The following is a 16,870-nucleotide window of genomic DNA, read 5'->3' on the forward strand; positions in this document are numbered from 1 at the left end:
GCACGCTGCGCCCCGCGACGCGCCAGGACCTGCCCCCCATGTCGACCACCCGCCCCCCCGCATCCGAACATGCCGGCCACGGCCACGGCCACGGCCACGGCCCCGCCGGCGCCGGCGGCCTTGCGCTTGTGGTCGGCGCCATCGGCGTGGTGTTCGGCGACATCGGCACCAGCCCGCTGTACACGCTCAAGGAAGCGTTCTCCCCGCACTACGGCCTGACCAGCGACCACGACACGGTGCTGGGCGTGCTGTCGCTGGCGTTCTGGTCGCTGATGATCGTGGTCACGCTCAAGTACGTGACCATCATCATGCGCGCCGACAACGAGGGCGAGGGCGGGATCATGGCGCTGATGGCGCTGGCCCAGCGCACCCTGCGCAACGGCTCGCGGTCGGCCTACGTGGTCGGCATCGCCGGCATCTTCGGTGCCTCGCTGTTCTTCGGCGACGGGGTGATCACCCCGGCCATCTCGGTGCTGGGCGCAATGGAAGGGCTGGAGATCGCCGCGCCCGGGCTGCACAACTTCATCGTGCCGCTCACCGTGGCGGTGCTGCTGCTGGTGTTCATGGCCCAGCGCTTCGGCACCGAGAAGGTGGGCAAGGTGTTCGGGCCGGTGACCACGGTGTGGTTCCTGGCCCTGGCGGCCATCGGCATATGGAACATCGTGCAGTCGCCCGAGGTGCTCAAGGCGTTCAACCCGTGGTGGGCGGCGCTGTTCTTCGCCGAGCACGGCTGGCAGGGGGTGTTCATCCTCGGCGCGGTGGTACTGGCGGTCACCGGCGGCGAGGCGCTGTACGCGGACATGGGCCACTTCGGCGCGCCGCCCATCCGCAATGCCTGGTATTTCTTCGTGCTGCCATGCCTGGTGCTCAACTACCTGGGGCAGGGCGCGCTGGTGCTCGAGCACCCGGAGATGGTGCGCAACCCGTTCTACGAATCGGTGCCCGGCTGGGCGTTGTACCCGATGATCGTGCTGGCCACGATGGCGGCGGTGATCGCCTCGCAGGCGGTGATCACAGGCGCGTTCTCGGTCTCGCGCCAGGCCATGCAGTTGGGCTACATCCCGCGCATGCGCATCCGCCACACCTCGCGCGACACCATCGGCCAGATCTACATCCCCGGCATCAACTGGCTGCTGGCGGTGATGGTGATCGGCCTGGTGCTGGCGTTCCGCAGTTCGTCCAACCTGGCGGTGGCCTACGGCATCTCGGTGTCGGCCACGATGCTGATCGACACCGTGCTGCTGGCCCTGGTGGCGCGCGCGCTGTGGCCGGGCCGGCGTGGCTGGGTGCTGCCGCTGTGCGTGGTGTTCGTGTGCATCGACGTGGCCTTCGTGGTGGCCAATGGCGCCAAGCTGGTGCAGGGCGCATGGTTCCCGGTGGTGCTGGGCATCGTCCTGTTCACCCTGATGCGCACCTGGAGGCGCGGGCGCGAACTGCTGGGCGAGGAGATCCGCAAGGACGGCATCCGCGCCGACACGTTCCTGCCCGGGCTGATGCTCGCCCCGCCGGCGCGCGTGCCCGGCACGGCGGTATTCCTCACCGCCGACCCGACCGTGGTGCCGCACGCGCTGCTGCACAACCTCAAGCACAACAAGGTGCTGCACGAGCGCAACGTGTTCCTGACGGTGGAGACGCTGCCGGTGCCGGTGGCCCCGGCGGAGCAGCGGATGCGCAGCGACCGGATCGGCGAGGATTTCCACCGCATGGTGGTGCGCTTCGGCTTCATGGAGACGCCGGACGTGCCGCTGGCGCTGATGCGCGCCTGCGATGCCGGCGGCATGTCGCTCGACCCGATGGACACCACCTATTTCGCCAGTCGCGAGACCATCGTGGCCAGCGCCAGGCGCGGCATGCCGGTCTGGCGCGACAAGCTGTTCGCGGTGATGCACCGCAACGCCGCGCCGGCCACGGGATTCTTCCGGATCCCGGGCAACCGGCTGGTGGAGCTGGGCTCGCAGGTGGAGATCTGAGGCTGCGCCGGCGACGCCGCGGCCCTGCAGCAGTTACCCTGTCGGGCATCGTCCGCAGCACATGCACCGCACGCCCGTGAACATCGATCCCTCCCGCATCATCGCTGCCGCCGCCACCGGCGAGGACGAGGCCCTGGAAGCCTCGATCCGCCCGCTGCGCCTGGACGAGTACCTCGGCCAGCAACCGGTGCGCGAGCAACTGGGCATCTACATCGAAGCGGCGCGCGGCCGCGGCGAGGCACTGGACCACGTGCTGATCTTCGGCCCGCCGGGGCTGGGCAAGACCACCTTGAGCCATGTCATCGCCAACGAGCTGGGGGTGAACCTGCGGGCGACCTCGGGCCCAGTGATCGAAAAGGCCGGCGACCTGGCCGCGCTGCTGACCAACCTGCAGCCGCACGACGTGCTGTTCATCGACGAGATCCATCGCATGTCGCCGGTGATCGAGGAGGTGCTGTACCCGGCGATGGAGGATTTCCAGATCGACATCATGATCGGCGAGGGCCCGGCCGCGCGTTCGATCAAGCTCGACCTGCCGCCGTTCACCCTGGTCGGCGCCACCACCCGTGCCGGCCTGCTGACCGCGCCGCTGCGCGACCGCTTCGGCATCGTCCAGCGCCTGGAGTTCTACACGCCCGAGGAGTTGACCCGGATCGTGCGCCGTTCGGCGCAGATCCTGGGCATCGACTGCGCGGCCGGTGGCGCCGGCGAGATCGCGCGGCGCGCACGCGGCACCCCGCGCATCGCCAACCGCCTGCTGCGGCGGGTGCGCGACTACGCCCAGGTGCGGGCCGGCGGCAGCATCGACCAGGCCGTGGCCGAGGCGGCCATGGCCATGCTCAAGGTCGACCCGGAAGGTTTCGACGAGCTGGACCGGCGCCTGCTCGACACCATCATCGGCCACTTCGATGGCGGCCCGGTGGGCGTGGAATCGCTGGCCGCCTCGCTGTCGGAAGAGCGCGGCACCCTGGAAGACGTGATCGAGCCCTACCTGATCCAGCAGGGCTACCTGATGCGCACCGCGCGCGGGCGCATGGCCACGCCCAAGGCGTATCGCCACTTCGGCCTCAAAGCCCCCACGCGCGAGCCCGGCGAGTTGTTCTGAGCGCTCCGGCCGCGGCTAGCGCCGGCCGGCTGTGTCGCTGCGTATGCGCACCACCGGAAGCGACGAGTCCGGGTGCGGCGCCACCGCGTGTTCCATGCCGTGCAGCGACGCGCGGACCTGGTCCAGCGCCGGGTCGGCGCCGCGCTGCGGCCGCCAGCTGCCGATCAGGCCCAGATGGGTGGAGAAGTCCAGGGTCTGCGCCGTGCCGATCCACAACGGCACGTCGCCCGGCTGCAGCCGCACCGGGCTTGGCCACAGCCGCAGGGCATGGCGTTGGCCGGGCGTGCGGCCTTCGCGCACCATCAGCAGTGCCTCGGTGCGCGCGTCCAGGGTCGCCGGCAGCACCGGGACCTGCGCAGGCGTTGCATCGGTATCGAACAGGCTCAGCGCCTGTTCCCACCTGGCTTGCGGCTGCACCTGCCAGCCGTCGGCCTGCAGTTGCGCCTGCAGGGTGGCCAGCGGACCGGCGACCTGCACGTCCAGCGGCCAGCGCAACTGGTCGTCGAACTCGTTGCGGCGTGCCGGCAGCGCCTGCCAGTCGCGCTGCCACCACGCGTGCAGGTCCAGGGTCACCGGCGCCGGCGGGGCCGGTTCGAACTTGGCCAGCTTCACCTCGATGTTGCGCGGCGCGTACCACAGCGCGGCCAGCACCAGTGCGCCATAGAACAGCGTCGATACCGGCTTGACCCAGAACGAGCGGTTCACCCGTCGCCGATAGGCGATGCCCAGCACCAGCAGCCACACGATGCCCAGCAGCATCCCGCCGACCACGTCGCTGAGCCAGTGCGCGCCCAGGTACAGGCGGGCAAAACCGATCACCGCCACCGTCAGCCCGGACACCAGGTAGGGCCACACCCGGTCGCGCCCGGGCATCTCGCGTGCGATCAGCACCGCGAAGAACCCCAGCGCGATCGTGGCCATGGTCACCGCGATGGATGGAAAGCCGAAGCCGCTGCTGGCTCCGGGCGGGCGCACCACGTCCACGGTGGCGCCCAGCAGCCAGGTCAGGGTCAGGCCGAAGGCCAGCGCGGCCAGCCAGTGGGCCGCGGCCATCCAGCGCTGGCGCCAGATGAAGTACACCAGCACCAGCGCGCAGGCCGGTGCCAGCACCGGCCAGTCACCCAGCGAGGCAAGTGCCGCCATCGGGTAGTCGGCCAGCGGGTTGCGCAGGGCCTGCATCAGCTCGTGCACGGCCAGGTCCGTGCCCAGCGGCCCGCCATTGCCCAGCACCACCAGCAACAGTGCGAACCAGGCCCAGCCGATGCCCAGCAGCAGGACCGCCAGCAGGGCCAGCGATACCGATTCGCGGTGCTGCGGATCGAACACCGCGATCGAGTACCGGCCCAGCACCGGATGCCGGCGCGACCAGTCCAGCCCTTGCGCCAGCAGCGAGTCGGCGTGGTTGGCGAACCAGCGGTAGGTGTACAGCACCCCCGCCCAGGCCAGGGCCAGCACCGCCAGCAGCAGGCCCAGCACCGTGACCAGGTGGCCGGCCACCGCGGCCACCGCGTCATAGGCCTGGCCCAGGATCCAGCCAGGCATCAGGAACAGCACGCCCCAGGACAGGCAGGCCACGCCACTGGCCAGCATGTAGCGGCGCAGCGGCATGCCGGCCATGCCGGCGATGGCTGGCACGAACGGGCGGATCGCGCCCACGTAGCGGGCCACCAGGATGCTCTTGAAGGCGTTGCGCCGGAACATCAGCTCACCGCGCTCCAGCAGCCGCGGGAAGCGGCGGAACGGCCACACGCCCAGCAACTGCGTGCCCCAGCGCCGCCCGACCCAGAAGCTGGCCGCATCGCCGGCGAACGCGCCCAGCGTGGCGCAGGCCACCGCGTAGGGGCCGGAAATCTCGCCCAGCCCGATCAGCACGCCCACGGCAAACAGCAGTGGCAATGCCGGCACGATGGCCCCGACCACGATCAACGCATCGCAGAAGGCGATGGCGAAGATCACCCCGCCGGCCAGGATCGGGTTTTCGCCGATCCACGCCAGCGTGGTTTCCATCCAGGAGGAGTTCATCGGCCGATTATAGAAGGCGCCACCCTGCAGCCCTGCTTAAGCGCGGTATCGGCGGGGGGGGCATTCGCAGGGCCAGGGGTCAGATCTCGATCATCTCGAAATCGTCCTTGGTCACCCCGCAATCCGGGCAGGTCCAGGTTTCCGGGATGTCTTCCCAGCGCGTGCCCGCGGCGATGCCGTCTTCGGGCATGCCGTCGGCTTCGTGGTAGATGAAGCCGCAGACCACGCACATCCAGCTGCGGTGGGGGGCGGAAACCGGTTCATTCATCGGATAATGCGCGTGACGGTTGGGGGCACGCATTGTCCCACCGCCACGCCGCCCCGGACACCCGCATGATGCTTTCGCGCACGACTTGCCAACGCCGTTCACACTTCGCCGCCACATCCGGCGCGGGTGGTGCCGTCGCCGCAGCATGCGGAGTCTGGCGATGACGGCCAGCATCATCCCCGGATCCGGCGCGCCGTCGCATGTACCGGGTGGTGCGGGTGAATCAGCTTCACACGCAGCGCCACCGCGCGGGTTGTACCTGATCACGCCCGACGAGCCGGATACCGCGCGCCTGCTGGCGCGGGTGGTACCGCTGCTGGACCAGGGCGTGACCTGGCTGCAGTACCGCAACAAGGCCGCCGCTGCGCCGCTGCGCCGCGAACAGGCCGGTGCCCTGCAGGCGGTGTGTGCAAGGGCAGGCGTGCCGCTGCTGATCAACGACGACGTGGCGTTGGCGATGCAGGTCGGTGCTGCCGGCGTGCACCTGGGCGAGGATGACGGCGACATCGCCGCCGCACGCGCGCAGCTCGGGCCGGCGGCGTTGCTGGGGGCCTCCTGCTACGACAGCCTGGCGCTGGCCGAACGGGCGGTGCGCGCCGGTGCCAGTTACGTGGCGTTCGGCGCGTTCTTTGCCAGCACCAGCAAGACCACCACGCGCCGCGCCAGCCCGGCGTTGCTGCGCGCCGCGGCGGGGTTGGACGTGCCGCGGGTGGCCATCGGCGGCATCACCCCGGCCAACGCGGGGCCGCTGGTGGAGGCCGGCGCCGACCTGCTGGCGGTGATCGGCGGCGTGTTCGATGCGCCCGATCCGGTAGCCGCCGTGCACGCGTACCGGCGCTGCTTCCCCCTGTAGGAGCCGGCCTTGCCGGCGACCGCCATGGTGGGAATGCCAGCGTGAAGCCCGGTGTCCGTGATCGGTGCGCCTGCGCGGTCGCCGGCAAGGCCGGCTCCTGCAGGGCGCGGCGCGGATGCCCGGGTGCAAGTGGGCCTCCTACAATGGCTGCTTTCCGCACCGGTACCACGCCATGAACCACGACCGCTCCCATGCCCTGTTCGCCCGCGCACGGCAACTGCTGCCCGGCGGGGTCAATTCGCCGGTGCGCGCGTTCAAGTCGGTCGGTGGCGAGCCGTTCTTCGTGCAGCGCGCCGACGGCGCCTGCCTTTACGACGTCGATGGCAACCGTTACATCGACTACGTCGGTTCCTGGGGGCCGATGATCGTCGGCCACAACCACCCGGCCGTGCGCGAGGCGGTGCAGCAGGCGATCGGCGACGGCCTGTCCTTCGGCGCGCCGTGCGCGGCCGAGGTGGCCATGGCCGAGGCCATCACCGGCCTGGTGCCGTCGTGCGAGATGGTGCGCATGGTCAACTCCGGTACCGAAGCCACCCTGTCGGCGATCCGCCTGGCGCGCGGTGCCACCGGCCGCCAGCGCATCGTCAAGTTCGAGGGCTGCTACCACGGCCATGGCGACTCGTTCCTGGTCAAGGCCGGCAGCGGCATGCTGACCCTGGGCGTGCCGACATCGCCGGGCGTGCCGGCCGGGCTGAGCGAGCTGACCACCACGCTCAGCTACAACGATTTCGAAGGCGCGACCAGGCTGTTCGAGCAGATCGGCGGCGAGATCGCCGCGGTGATTATCGAGCCGGTGGTGGGCAACGCCAACTGCATCCCGCCGCGCGAAGGCTACCTGCAGCACCTGCGGCAACTGTGCACGCAGTACGGCGCCGTGCTGATCTTCGACGAGGTGATGACCGGCTTCCGCGTCGCCCTGGGCGGTGCACAGGCGCTCTACGGGATCACGCCGGACCTGACCACGTTCGGCAAGATTATCGGTGGCGGCATGCCGGTGGGTGCCTATGGCGGCCGCCGCGAACTGATGGAGCAGATCGCGCCTTCCGGGCCGATCTACCAGGCCGGCACGCTGTCCGGCAATCCGGTGGCGATGGCCGCCGGCCTGGCGATGCTGGCGCTGGTCCAGGCACCGGGCTTCCACCAGCGCCTGGCCGATGCCACCGCGCAGTTGTGCGACGGGCTGGAAGCGGCCGCGCGCAAGGCCGGCGTGGCGGTGACCACCAACCGCGTCGGTGCGATGTTCGGCCTGTTCTTCACCGACCAGAAGGTGGAGACCTACGCCCAGGCCACCGCCTGCGACATCCCGGCGTTCAACCGGTTCTTCCACGCCATGCTCGAACGCGGCGTGTTCCTGGCGCCGAGCGCCTACGAGGCCGGCTTCCTGTCCAGCGCGCACGACGCAGCGGTGATTGCCGCCACGCTGGAGGCGGCCGCCGAGGCATTCGAGGTGGTCGCCGCCGGATGAGGCCACGCGTCCGCCGCCTGCTGCTGGATTTCGATGGCGTGCTTGCGCATTACCGGCGCGAGCGGCGGGTGGCGCACCTGGCCGCGCACGCGGGCGCGACGTTCGCGCAGGTGTGGCAGGCGTTGTACGACTCGGGCCTGGAGGCGGGTTACGACGCCGGGCGGATCGACACGGCCGCCTACCTGCAGCAGCTTGGCGATGCCATCGGTGCGCGGGTCGATGCCGAAGCATGGCTGGCTGCACGGGTGGCCGCCAGCACGGCCGAGCCGCGTGCGCTGGCCCGCCTGCTCGCGCTGGACCCGGGCATCGCGATGGCCGTGCTGACCAACAACGGGCTGCTGATGGCGCAGGCGGTGGGGCGGATCGTCGCGCCGTTGTGCGCGCGGCTGGAAGGCCGGGTGCTGTGCAGTGGCCAGTTCGGCGGCCGCAAGCCGGAGCCGCAGGTGTTCGTCCACGCACTGGAGCACCTGGGCTGGAGCGCGGCCGACACGCTGTTCGTCGATGACCTGTTCGTCAACGTGCAGGGCGCGCGCCGCGCCGGGCTGCAAGCCGACAGCGTGCGTGATGCACGCGCGCTGGGGCGGGTCTTGCGCCGCCACGGGCTGGGTTGATCACGGCCGCCACTGCAGCCGGTGCGGCCTGCCCGGGCAGGCGCAGGCCTGGCCTTGCGGCAATGCCCCTGCATCCAGGGGCGCTCCCGGTGCCGATCAGGCGCGGCCGCGGAAATCGGCCACGGCCGCGCGCAGCCGCTTCAGGCCTTCGGCCACATCGGCATCGGTAATGTTCAGTGCCGGGACCAGGCGCAGGACATCGGGGCCGGCCTGCAGTGCCAGCAGGCCATGGGCCGCCGCGTGGTCGAGCAACTCGCCCGCGCGGGCCGCGTGTTCCGGCGCCAGCACCGCACCAAGCATCAGGCCGCGGCCGCGCACCTGGCGGAACACGCCCGATTCGGCGCCGATCATCTCCAGGCCCTGGCGCAACGCATGTGCCTGGCGGCTGACATTGGCGGCCAGTTCCGGCGCCGCCAGCTTGCGCAGGGCCACGCGCGCCACTGCCGCGGCCAGCGGGTTGCCGCCGAACGTGGTGCCGTGCGCGCCGAACTGCATGACCTCGGCCACCTTCGGCCCGGCCAGCATCGCGCCGATCGGGAAGCCGCCGCCCAGCGCCTTGGCCAGGGTGACGATGTCGGGCACCACCTCGTCCTGCCAGTGCGCGAACAGGGTGCCGGTACGGCCCATGCCGCACTGGATCTCGTCCAGCACCAGCAATGCGCCGTAGCGGTCGCAGAGCTGGCGCACGCCACGCAGGAAGCCGGGGGCGGCCGGCATTACCCCGCCTTCGCCCTGCACCGGCTCCAGCATCACCGCGGCCACGTCGCCGGCGGCCATCGCCGTTTCCAGCTGGACCAGGTCGTTGAAATCGATGTAACGGAAGCCGCCGGGCAGGGGCTCGTAGCCCGCCTGGTACTTGGGCTGCGCGGTGGCGGTGACGGCGGCAAGGGTGCGGCCGTGGAAGCTGCCGCGGAAGGTGACGATCACCCGCTCCTGCGGCGGCCGGCCCTGCGCGGTGGCCCACTTGCGCACCAGCTTGATCGTGACCTCGTTGGCTTCGCTGCCGGAGTTGCACAGGAACACGCGCTCGGCGAAGCGGCTGGCCTTGACCAGTTCCTCGGCCAGGCGCAGCGGGGGTTCGCTGTAGAAGATGTTGCTGGTGTGCCACAGCTTGCCCGCCTGCTCGACCAGCGCCGCGTGCAGGTCCGGGTCGTTGTGGCCCAGCCCGCACACCGCGATGCCTGCAGCAAGATCCACGTACTCGCGGCCGGTGCTGTCCCACAGGCGCGAGCCCTGGCCTCGCTCCAGCACCAGCTCGCGCGGGCGGTAGATGGGCAGGTAGTACTGGCGGCCGAGGTCGAGCAGCGCGGCGGTGTCGCCGGCGGGCAACGTGGTGGCGTTCATGGCGTGTGGTGGTATCCGTGGATGGCGCCGGCGAGCGCCGGCCGGCACATTATCGGCACATGCCGGTGCCGCCGCCACGCCGCGGCGGCCATGGCCGGTCGCGCGGCGATGGCCGGTACCGTCGTACGGAGCGAGCGGTCGCGTCGCACGCCGTCGTGCCCGTGCCACGTGCCCGTGCGCAGCGGGTGCGCGGCACGCGGGCGTAAGATCGGAAGCCCGCATCCTGCGCCGCCCGCCAGCAACCACCGGAGGCCACCACCCGCCATGCCCCACATCCACACCCTCGCTGCCCGTGCCGGCAGCACGCCCGATCCGGCCACCGGCGCACTGGCGCCGCCGCTGCAACTGGCCACCACCTTCGAGCACACCGCCGACGTGCAGTTGCCGCACGGCTTCCTGTACCAGCGCTACGGCAATCCCACCCAGCAGGAAACCGAGCGCGTGCTGGCCGCGCTGGATGGCGCGGCGCGCGCGCTGCTGTATCCCACCGGCATGGCCGCCGGCGCCACCGCGCTGCAGGCGCTGCCGGCCGGCAGCCACGTGCTGCTGTGCGATGACAGCTACTTCTCGTTCCGGGTGATCGCACGTGACTGGTTCCCGCGCTGGGGCCTGGAGTGCACCATCGTCGACTTCACCGACCTGGACGCGGTGCGCGCCGCGCTGCGGCCCGACACCCGCCTGCTGTGGGCCGAGACCCCCTCCAACCCGCTGCTCAAGGTCAGCGACATCGCCGCGCTGGCGGACATCGCCCACGCCGGCGGCGCGCGCCTGCTGGTGGACGGCACCTTCGCCCCGCCGACGCTGCAGCAGCCGCTGGCGCTGGGCGCGGACGTGGTGATGCATTCGGCCACCAAGTACCTGGGCGGCCACGGCGACGTGATGGGCGGCGTGCTGTCATTCGCCGAGGATGGCGAGCATGCCGCGGCCTGCCAGGGCCTGCGCGTGCTGGGCGGCGCGACCGCCTCGCCGTTCGCGGCATGGATGATCCTGCGTGGCGTGCGCTCGCTGCCGGCGCGGATGGACTGGCATTGCCGCAATGCGGGCCAGGTTGCGCAGTTCCTGCAGGCGCATGCGCGGGTGGACAAGGTGCATTACCCCGGCCTGGCATCCCATCCCCAGCATGCGGTGGCCGCGCGGCAGATGAGCGGCTTCGGCGGCATGCTCTCGTTCGAGGTGGCGGGCGGACGCGAGGCGGCGCTGGCCGTGGCCGCGCGCCTGCGCCTGTTCACCAATGCCACCTCGCTGGGCTCGACCGAGTCGCTGGTGGAGCACCGCGCCTCGATCGAAGGCCCGTTGTCGACCACGCCGCAGGGCCTGCTGCGCCTGTCGGTCGGGCTGGAATACGGCGACGACCTGGTTGCCGACCTGGAGCAGGCGCTGGCCGGCTGACCAGGAGCGTCGAGCGTGCGGTCGGCGTCTACCAGCTTCCGGTGTTGGGCATGGACACCCACGGTTCGGCTGGCGGCAGCGCACCGCCCTTCTGCAGCAGTTCGATCGAGATCAGGTCCGGGGTGCGCACGAAGGCCATGCGCCCATCGCGCGGTGGGCGGTTGATGGTCACGCCCAGCGACTGCAGGTGCGCACACAGCGCGTAGATATCATCGACCTCGAAGGCCAGGTGGCCGAAGTTGCGCGCGCTGCCGTAATCCTCCGCCGGCGCGCCATCCTGCGGCGGCCAGTTGAAGGTCAGCTCGATCTCGGCCTCGGGATTTTCCGGCGCGCCGAAATACACCAGGGTGAAGCGCCCGGCCTGGTTGTCCATGCGCCGGGTCTGCACCAGGCCCAGGCCCTCGGTGAAGAAACGGCTGGTCGCATCCAGGTCATGGACCCGGACCATCGCGTGCAGGTATTTCATGGCATGCCTCGTCGTGGGATCGCCCCATTGTGTGTCGCCACCGGCGTGGCCTTTCCGGCTGCCCCATTGTAGGAGCCGGCCTTGCCGGCGACCCGACCATCCGGATTGCTTGCCGCGATCCAGCCGCCATCGGGGTCGCCGGCAAGACAGCGCCCGCAGCCAGACGCGTCAATCCAGGAACAGGTCCGGCAGTGGCGCCCTTGCAGGATCCACCGCGTAGGCAGACAGGTCGGTCACGCCGGCTTCGGCCAGCACTTCGTCATCGATCAGGAACCTGCCGCTGAAGCCGGCCGCTGGCCGTACCAGCACCGCGTGCGCGGCGTCGGCCATGATCTCCGGGCGGCGGCCATGGGCCGGTTCGACCCCGGGGATCATGTTCAGCGCATCGGTGGCGATGATGGTGCGCGGCCACAACGCATTGACCGCCACGCCCTGCGGGCCGAACTCGGCGGCCAGGCCCAGGGTGACGAAGCTCATGCCCATCTTGGCCAGGGTGTAGCCGGTATGCGGACCCCACCACTTCGGGTCCAGCGATGGCGGCGGGGCCAAGGTGAGGATGTGCGGGTTGGCCGCCTGCAGCAGGTGCGGCAGGCAGGCCTGTGCGCACAGGAAGCTGCCGCGCGCGTTGACCTGCTGCATCAGGTCGAAACGCTTCATCGGCGTGTCCAGGGTACCGCGCAGCCAGATCGCGCTGGCATTGTTGACCAGGATGTCGATGCCGCCGAATGCGGCCACGGTGGCTTCCACGGCGGCGTGCACCTGCTCCTCCTCGCGGATGTCGCACTTCAGCGCCAAGCCCTGGCCGCCGGCGGCGTTCACCGCCTCGGCCGCGGAGTGGATGGTGCCGGGCAGCTTCGGGTTCGGCACTGCCGACTTGGCGGCGATGGCCACGTTGGCGCCGTCGCGCGCCGCGCGCAGGGCGATGGCCAGGCCGATGCCGCGCGAGGCACCGGTGATGAACAGGGTCTTGCCAGCCAGGGAGGTCATGTCGGGGGTTCCATGCGTGCGGGAAGCGCCGTACGCGACGGCATGGCGCATGGGGATTGTGGACCGGTTGCGCGGCCGGGGCCATCGGCCCGGCCGGATGCAGGCCTCAGTGCAGGACGGTGCGGCTGGCGCTGGCGTGGATCAGCCTTTCGCGGACCTGGTCGACATCACCGGCCTCGGGCGCCAGCTGCAGGTAGTGCGCCAGGTCCTGGCGCGCGCCGGGCAGGTAGCCCAGTTCCAGGTAGGCCATGCCGCGGTCGCGCACGGCATCGGGCTGCTCGGGGGTCAGCGTGAGCACCCGGTCGATGCTGCGTGCGGCGCGATCCCATTCACCCGCCTCGGCGTACAGGCCATGCAGGTTGCGCAGCACGCGCACCAGGATGGCGCGGTTCGGCGCAGGGCTGAGGATCTGCAGCAGGACCTTGTCGTCCGGCGGCTCGCCCAGGTGCGGGCGGGCGCGCTCGCGCAGTTCTTCCACGGCCAGCGGGCGGCCGCCATTGAACGGATCCATCACCAGCAGCCCGCCATCCACCGGCAGGCGCACCAGGAAATGGCCGGGGAAGGACACGCCATCCAGCGGGATGCCCAGCCGTCGCGCCACTTCCATCTGCACCAGCGCCAGCGAGATCGGGTTGCCCAGGCGCCGGTCCAGCACCTGGTTCAGGTAGCTGTTGCGCGGGTCGTAATACTCGTCGTGGTTGCCGCTGTAGCCCAGCTCCACGAACAGGTGGCGATTGATCGCGGCCATCTTCAGCGCGCTGGGCTCGATGGCGGCCACTTCGTCGCGCAGGGCATCGGCATGGGCCTGCACCTGCGCCGCGTACAGCTCGGTGTCCAGGTCGGGGTATTCGTCGCGCGCGATGAGCAGGGCGGCGTCCAGCAGTGGCAGTGCCTCGTCGTCGAGCGAAGCCAGGGCGTTCCAGTTGGTCAGGTACATGCTTCGATCCCCCATGCCAGTACTACTGGGGCCACGCGTCGCCAGGTTCAAGCCCCGCCTGATTCCTGTATCGGCCGCAGCAGGCGGGGGTTGAGCAGGAATTTCAGCCGCCCGGTGCGCGGATTCCCGGGCCGAAGTGCAGTGGCGCGCCGTCCTGCAGCCCCAGCCGGGCGGCCTGGCCGGCATTGAGTTCCAGCACGTAACGGGCCGGGCGCCGGCTGGGGTAGGACGGGCAGTGGCTGCCGGCCGAGCACGGCGGCACGTCGCGCTGCTGCGCCACCAGCCGGCGCTCATCGTCGAAATAGAGGATGTCCAGCGGAATCTTCGTGTTCTTCATCCAGTAGGCCTGCGGCTCCAGGCGGTCGTGGATGAACAGCATGCCGTGGCCTGGCTCGAGCCGGTCGCGGAACATCAGCCCGCGCGCGCGCGCTTCCGGCGTGTCGGCCACTTCGACCTGGAAGCGCTCGCCTCCCAGTTCCACCCATGGCGTGCGCGCGGACGCACAGGCGCAGAGCGCCAGCAGGGACAGCAGGGCCAGGAGTCGTGGCAAGGGAGACATGGCAAGCCGGATCGAAGGTGACGAGCGCACCTTCGGGGATCGGCCGGTGGTGGTCAAGGTGGGGCAGGCATGTGCGCCAGGTTTGCGCGTGGCGGTCGCCGGCAAGGCCGGCTCCTACAGGGGCGCCAACTTGTGGAGGCCCGCGGTGCGGGAAATTACAGCACCACCGGCGGTTCGCTGCCCACGATCACGATGTCGGCCGGGCGGCGGGCGAACAGGCCGACGCTGACCACGCCTGGGATCTGGTTCAGTTCGCTTTCCAGGCGCACCGGGTCGGTGATGGCCAGGTTGTGCACGTCCAGGATCCAGTTGCCGTTGTCGGTGACGGTGCCGTCGCGCCACACCGGCTGGCCGCCGGTGAGCGCCAGGATGCGGCGTGCGGCCAGGCTGCGCGCCATCGGGATCACTTCCACCGGCAACGGGAAGCGGCCCAGTACCGGCACCTGTTTGGCCGGGTCGATGATGCATACGAAGGTTTCGCTGGCCTCGGCGATGATCTTCTCGCGGGTCAGCGCTGCGCCGCCGCCCTTGATCAGGCGTTTGTGCGGGTCGCATTCGTCGGCGCCGTCCACGTACAGCTTGAGCGGGCCGGCGGCGTTGGCGTCCAGCACGTCGATCCCCAGTGCCTTGAGCCGTGCGCTGCTCTGTTCGGAGCTGGACACCGCACCGGCGACGCGGTCACGGATGCGGCCCAGCGCTTCGATGAAGTAGGCCACGGTCGAACCGGTTCCAACGCCGACGATCATGCCGTCCTGGACATACTCGATGGCCTTTTCGCCAGCCAGGCGCTTTGCTTCGGACATGATGGGATTCCGTGGCGGGATCATTCCAGCGACAGCAGCAGCTTCCACTGCGCCGCGGTCACCGGGAACACCGACAGGCGGCTGCCGCGTGCGGTAAGTGGAAAGCCTTCGCCCAGTGCGTCGGCGTGCTGCCTGATCTCCTCCAGCGGGATCGTGCGCGCGAGCTTGCGCTCGAACGCGACGTCCACCAGGTACCAGCGCGGCTGCTCGCGGGTGGCCTTGGGGTCGTGGTAATGGGATCGGGGCTCGAACTGGGTGTCGTCCGGATAGGCGTGGCTGGCCACGCGGGCGATGCCGACGATGCCTGGCACCTTGGTGTTGGAGTGGTAGAACAGCACGCCGTCGCCGACCCTCATCCCGTCGCGCATGAAGTTGCGCGCCTGGTAGTTGCGCACGCCGTTCCAGGGCTCGGTGCCGACCCGTTCCAGGTCATCGATGGAAAACGCATCCGGTTCGGACTTCATCAGCCAGTAGCGTTTGCGGGCGGTCATGCCGGATCGGTCTCGCGGTGTGGCGGGCTGGCGCCGGGGCGCAGCAGGGTCTGGGTTTCGGTGCAGATCGCGTCGGGAATCACGTCCCACTCGGCCCCGGCCAGCGCATCGACCTGCTGCACCGAGAAACCGGCACCCACCAGCCACGGCGGCGCGGCGTGGTCGCGACGGAACGCGAAGCTGCGATCATACCAGCCGCCTCCCATGCCCAGCCGCTGGCCGGCCGCGTCGAAGCCGACCATCGGCATCACCGCCAGCGCCAGTGCCTCGGCCGGCAGGGTGGACGACGGCGCCACGTCCGGCTCGGGGATGCCGAAGCGATTGGTGACCAGCGGGTCGCCGGCGCGCCACGGTGCAAACCGCAGCTGTTGCCCGTCCAGCACCGGCAGGCACCACACCAGCCCGGGAGGCAGCCGCATCTGCAGTACGTGCAGGCCGATCTCCCCGTCCATGGCCCAGTAGCCGGCCAGGTAGCCCTCGCGCGGCAGGAACGTCAGGGCCAGGATGCGCGCGGCCAGCGCCTGCGCCGCGTCGATGCGCGCGGCCGGGGCCAGGGCGCGGCGGCGTTCGCGCAGCGTCCTGCGCAGGGATGGGCGGTCCTGGGTCATGGGCATGGGGCCGGTGCGGGGGCTGCATGATGGCTCCCGCCACCTGCCGCGCCAAGCCTGCCCGCGGCGCGGCGCACAAAAACCGGGGTCTTCTCCCGGTGGCGTGCATCCCCCCTCGCTCGGGAGAAGGCCGAAAAAAACGACGCCTCCCGGAGGAGGCGTCGTCGGAAGAATGTTCTCCACCATGCCGATGCGGCGAAACGACCTTGAACCCGAGGTTCAAGTGGGAACGGTCGGAAACCTTCGGGCTTCCCGCTGCGTGGCGGACTTGCACCCCCGGCGTCGTCGCATCCCCGGTGTCGTTTTAAGGGACAAGGCGAATGTTTTGCCAGCTGTCGAACACGGCAGAGAACACGGGGAGAGTATAGCGCCCGGCGCACCCGTTCCGGGCCTGGTGGCGCCAATGGCGCGGCGGCGGCCATGAGGGATTCAGCCACGGGGTGGCGACGGCGTTTGCCGGCGCCGCATTCAGCCTGGCGCGGAGCCGAGCAGGCCGTCCAGGCGCCGATGCAGCGCGTCGAGCGTGCGTTCCAGTTCGCGCTCGCGCGCGTCGCGTTCATCGCGCGCCTGCTGCAGCTCGTGGGCCAGGTTGAGCGCGGTCAGCACCGCGATGCGGTCCAGCGAGGCGACCCGGTTGCTGCCGCGCAGTTCGCGCATGCGTGCATCCAGCAGGCGGGCGGCGGCCAGCAGGCTGTCGCGTTCGGCGGCGCTGACGCCGACGGTGTAGTCGCGGTCGAGGATCCGCACGTCGACCGGCTGGACATCGCTCACGTGTGCTGCTCCAGCGACTTCAACCGCGCAATCATCGCCTCCACCCGCGAGCGTGCCTGCTCGTTCTTGGTCAGCAACTGCGCCCGGTCGCCCACCAGTTGTTCCTGTTGCTGGCGCAGGCTGCGGTTTTCGTCGGTCAGCCGCTGGCAGCGCTCGGCCAGCGCTTCCACCCGCGCGGCCAGGGCACGGAGCTGGGTGATGGCGTCGGCGTCGGGTTTCAT

17 protein-coding genes, 1 other RNA gene and 1 pseudogene are annotated in these 16,870 nt (G+C 70.5%); 6 read left to right on the top strand and 13 right to left on the bottom strand.

The window, feature by feature from the left end; all coding sequences use genetic code 11:
- The first annotated feature begins 38 nt into the window (after positions 1–38).
- Together ACEJ41_RS02295 and ruvB are read left to right on the top strand one after the other, a co-directional pair.
- Entirely contained in the window at positions 39–1,970 is a 1,932-nt protein-coding gene (locus ACEJ41_RS02295) for a potassium transporter Kup (protein ID WP_374013184.1), read from the top strand.
- Between the two features lie 61 nt (positions 1,971–2,031).
- Complete coding sequence (gene ruvB, locus ACEJ41_RS02300; RefSeq protein WP_374013185.1) at positions 2,032–3,075, top strand: Holliday junction branch migration DNA helicase RuvB; 1,044 nt, start codon at positions 2,032–2,034, stop codon at positions 3,073–3,075.
- Between the two features lie 15 nt (positions 3,076–3,090).
- On the opposite strand, the gene ACEJ41_RS02305 is transcribed toward ruvB, so the two are convergent.
- On the bottom strand, positions 3,091–5,097 hold the full coding sequence (locus tag ACEJ41_RS02305) for a VTT domain-containing protein (RefSeq protein ID WP_374013186.1): 2,007 nt from the start codon (positions 5,095–5,097) through the stop codon (positions 3,091–3,093).
- A gap of 79 nt (positions 5,098–5,176) precedes the next feature.
- A pseudogene (locus ACEJ41_RS02310) lies at positions 5,177–5,432 on the bottom strand (rubredoxin).
- A gap of 93 nt (positions 5,433–5,525) precedes the next feature.
- Between ACEJ41_RS02310 and thiE the strand changes: the two are divergent.
- From thiE to ACEJ41_RS02325, 3 genes are all read left to right on the top strand, one after another.
- The gene (gene thiE, locus ACEJ41_RS02315; RefSeq protein ID WP_374013188.1) at positions 5,526–6,218 is read left to right on the top strand and encodes a thiamine phosphate synthase; all 693 of its coding nucleotides are present in this window, start codon (positions 5,526–5,528) and stop codon (positions 6,216–6,218) included.
- 172 nt (positions 6,219–6,390) lie between these two features.
- Positions 6,391–7,683 (top strand): glutamate-1-semialdehyde 2,1-aminomutase, encoded by a 1,293-nt coding sequence (gene hemL / locus ACEJ41_RS02320; RefSeq protein ID WP_374013189.1) that lies wholly within the window; start codon positions 6,391–6,393, stop codon positions 7,681–7,683.
- Entirely contained in the window at positions 7,680–8,294 is a 615-nt protein-coding gene (locus tag ACEJ41_RS02325; protein WP_374013190.1) for an HAD-IA family hydrolase, read from the top strand. The genes hemL and ACEJ41_RS02325 overlap by 4 nt, the downstream gene beginning before the upstream one ends.
- A gap of 96 nt (positions 8,295–8,390) precedes the next feature.
- Here the strand turns inward: ACEJ41_RS02325 and ACEJ41_RS02330 are convergent, their stop codons facing one another.
- The gene (locus ACEJ41_RS02330) at positions 8,391–9,638 is read right to left on the bottom strand and encodes an acetylornithine transaminase (protein ID WP_374013191.1); all 1,248 of its coding nucleotides are present in this window, start codon (positions 9,636–9,638) and stop codon (positions 8,391–8,393) included.
- Positions 9,639–9,902: 264 nt separating this feature from the next.
- Between ACEJ41_RS02330 and ACEJ41_RS02335 the strand changes: the two genes are divergently transcribed.
- Positions 9,903–11,027 (top strand): PLP-dependent aspartate aminotransferase family protein, encoded by a 1,125-nt coding sequence (locus ACEJ41_RS02335; RefSeq protein WP_374013192.1) that lies wholly within the window; start codon positions 9,903–9,905, stop codon positions 11,025–11,027.
- A 28-nt stretch (positions 11,028–11,055) separates the two neighbouring features.
- On the opposite strand, the gene ACEJ41_RS02340 is transcribed toward ACEJ41_RS02335, so the two are convergent.
- The 10 genes from ACEJ41_RS02340 to ACEJ41_RS02385 all read right to left on the bottom strand — a co-directional run bounded on the left by ACEJ41_RS02340 (position 11,056) and on the right by ACEJ41_RS02385 (position 16,870).
- The gene (locus ACEJ41_RS02340; protein WP_374013193.1) at positions 11,056–11,493 is read right to left on the bottom strand and encodes a VOC family protein; all 438 of its coding nucleotides are present in this window, start codon (positions 11,491–11,493) and stop codon (positions 11,056–11,058) included.
- A gap of 168 nt (positions 11,494–11,661) precedes the next feature.
- On the bottom strand, positions 11,662–12,480 hold the full coding sequence (locus ACEJ41_RS02345; RefSeq protein WP_374013194.1) for an SDR family oxidoreductase: 819 nt from the start codon (positions 12,478–12,480) through the stop codon (positions 11,662–11,664).
- A gap of 106 nt (positions 12,481–12,586) precedes the next feature.
- Entirely contained in the window at positions 12,587–13,432 is an 846-nt protein-coding gene (locus ACEJ41_RS02350) for a SirB1 family protein (RefSeq protein WP_374013195.1), read from the bottom strand.
- Between the two features lie 88 nt (positions 13,433–13,520).
- Positions 13,521–13,976, bottom strand: a complete 456-nt coding sequence (locus ACEJ41_RS02355; RefSeq protein ID WP_374013197.1) for a DUF192 domain-containing protein — start codon at positions 13,974–13,976, stop codon at positions 13,521–13,523.
- Between the two features lie 155 nt (positions 13,977–14,131).
- Positions 14,132–14,779, bottom strand: a complete 648-nt coding sequence (rpiA, locus tag ACEJ41_RS02360) for a ribose-5-phosphate isomerase RpiA (RefSeq protein ID WP_374013198.1) — start codon at positions 14,777–14,779, stop codon at positions 14,132–14,134.
- Positions 14,780–14,799: 20 nt separating this feature from the next.
- Entirely contained in the window at positions 14,800–15,270 is a 471-nt protein-coding gene (locus tag ACEJ41_RS02365; RefSeq protein ID WP_374013199.1) for an EVE domain-containing protein, read from the bottom strand.
- Positions 15,267–15,878 carry a 5-formyltetrahydrofolate cyclo-ligase gene (locus ACEJ41_RS02370; RefSeq protein WP_374014045.1) on the bottom strand — a complete coding sequence of 204 codons (612 nt, stop codon included), beginning with the start codon at positions 15,876–15,878 and terminating at the stop codon, positions 15,267–15,269. Before ACEJ41_RS02370 ends, ACEJ41_RS02365 begins: the two co-directional genes overlap by 4 nt.
- Before the next feature lie 172 nt (positions 15,879–16,050).
- Positions 16,051–16,232, bottom strand: a non-coding RNA gene (gene ssrS / locus ACEJ41_RS02375) — 6S RNA.
- A 114-nt stretch (positions 16,233–16,346) separates the two neighbouring features.
- A complete protein-coding gene (locus ACEJ41_RS02380; RefSeq protein ID WP_374013200.1) occupies positions 16,347–16,649 on the bottom strand; it encodes a cell division protein ZapA in 303 nt (100 codons plus the stop codon).
- On the bottom strand, positions 16,646–16,870 hold the full coding sequence (locus ACEJ41_RS02385) for a TIGR02449 family protein (protein WP_374013201.1): 225 nt from the start codon (positions 16,868–16,870) through the stop codon (positions 16,646–16,648). The genes ACEJ41_RS02380 and ACEJ41_RS02385 overlap by 4 nt, the downstream gene beginning before the upstream one ends.

Source organism: Pseudoxanthomonas koreensis (assembly GCF_041890415.1).
Lineage (GTDB): Bacteria > Pseudomonadota > Gammaproteobacteria > Xanthomonadales > Xanthomonadaceae > Pseudoxanthomonas > Pseudoxanthomonas koreensis_A.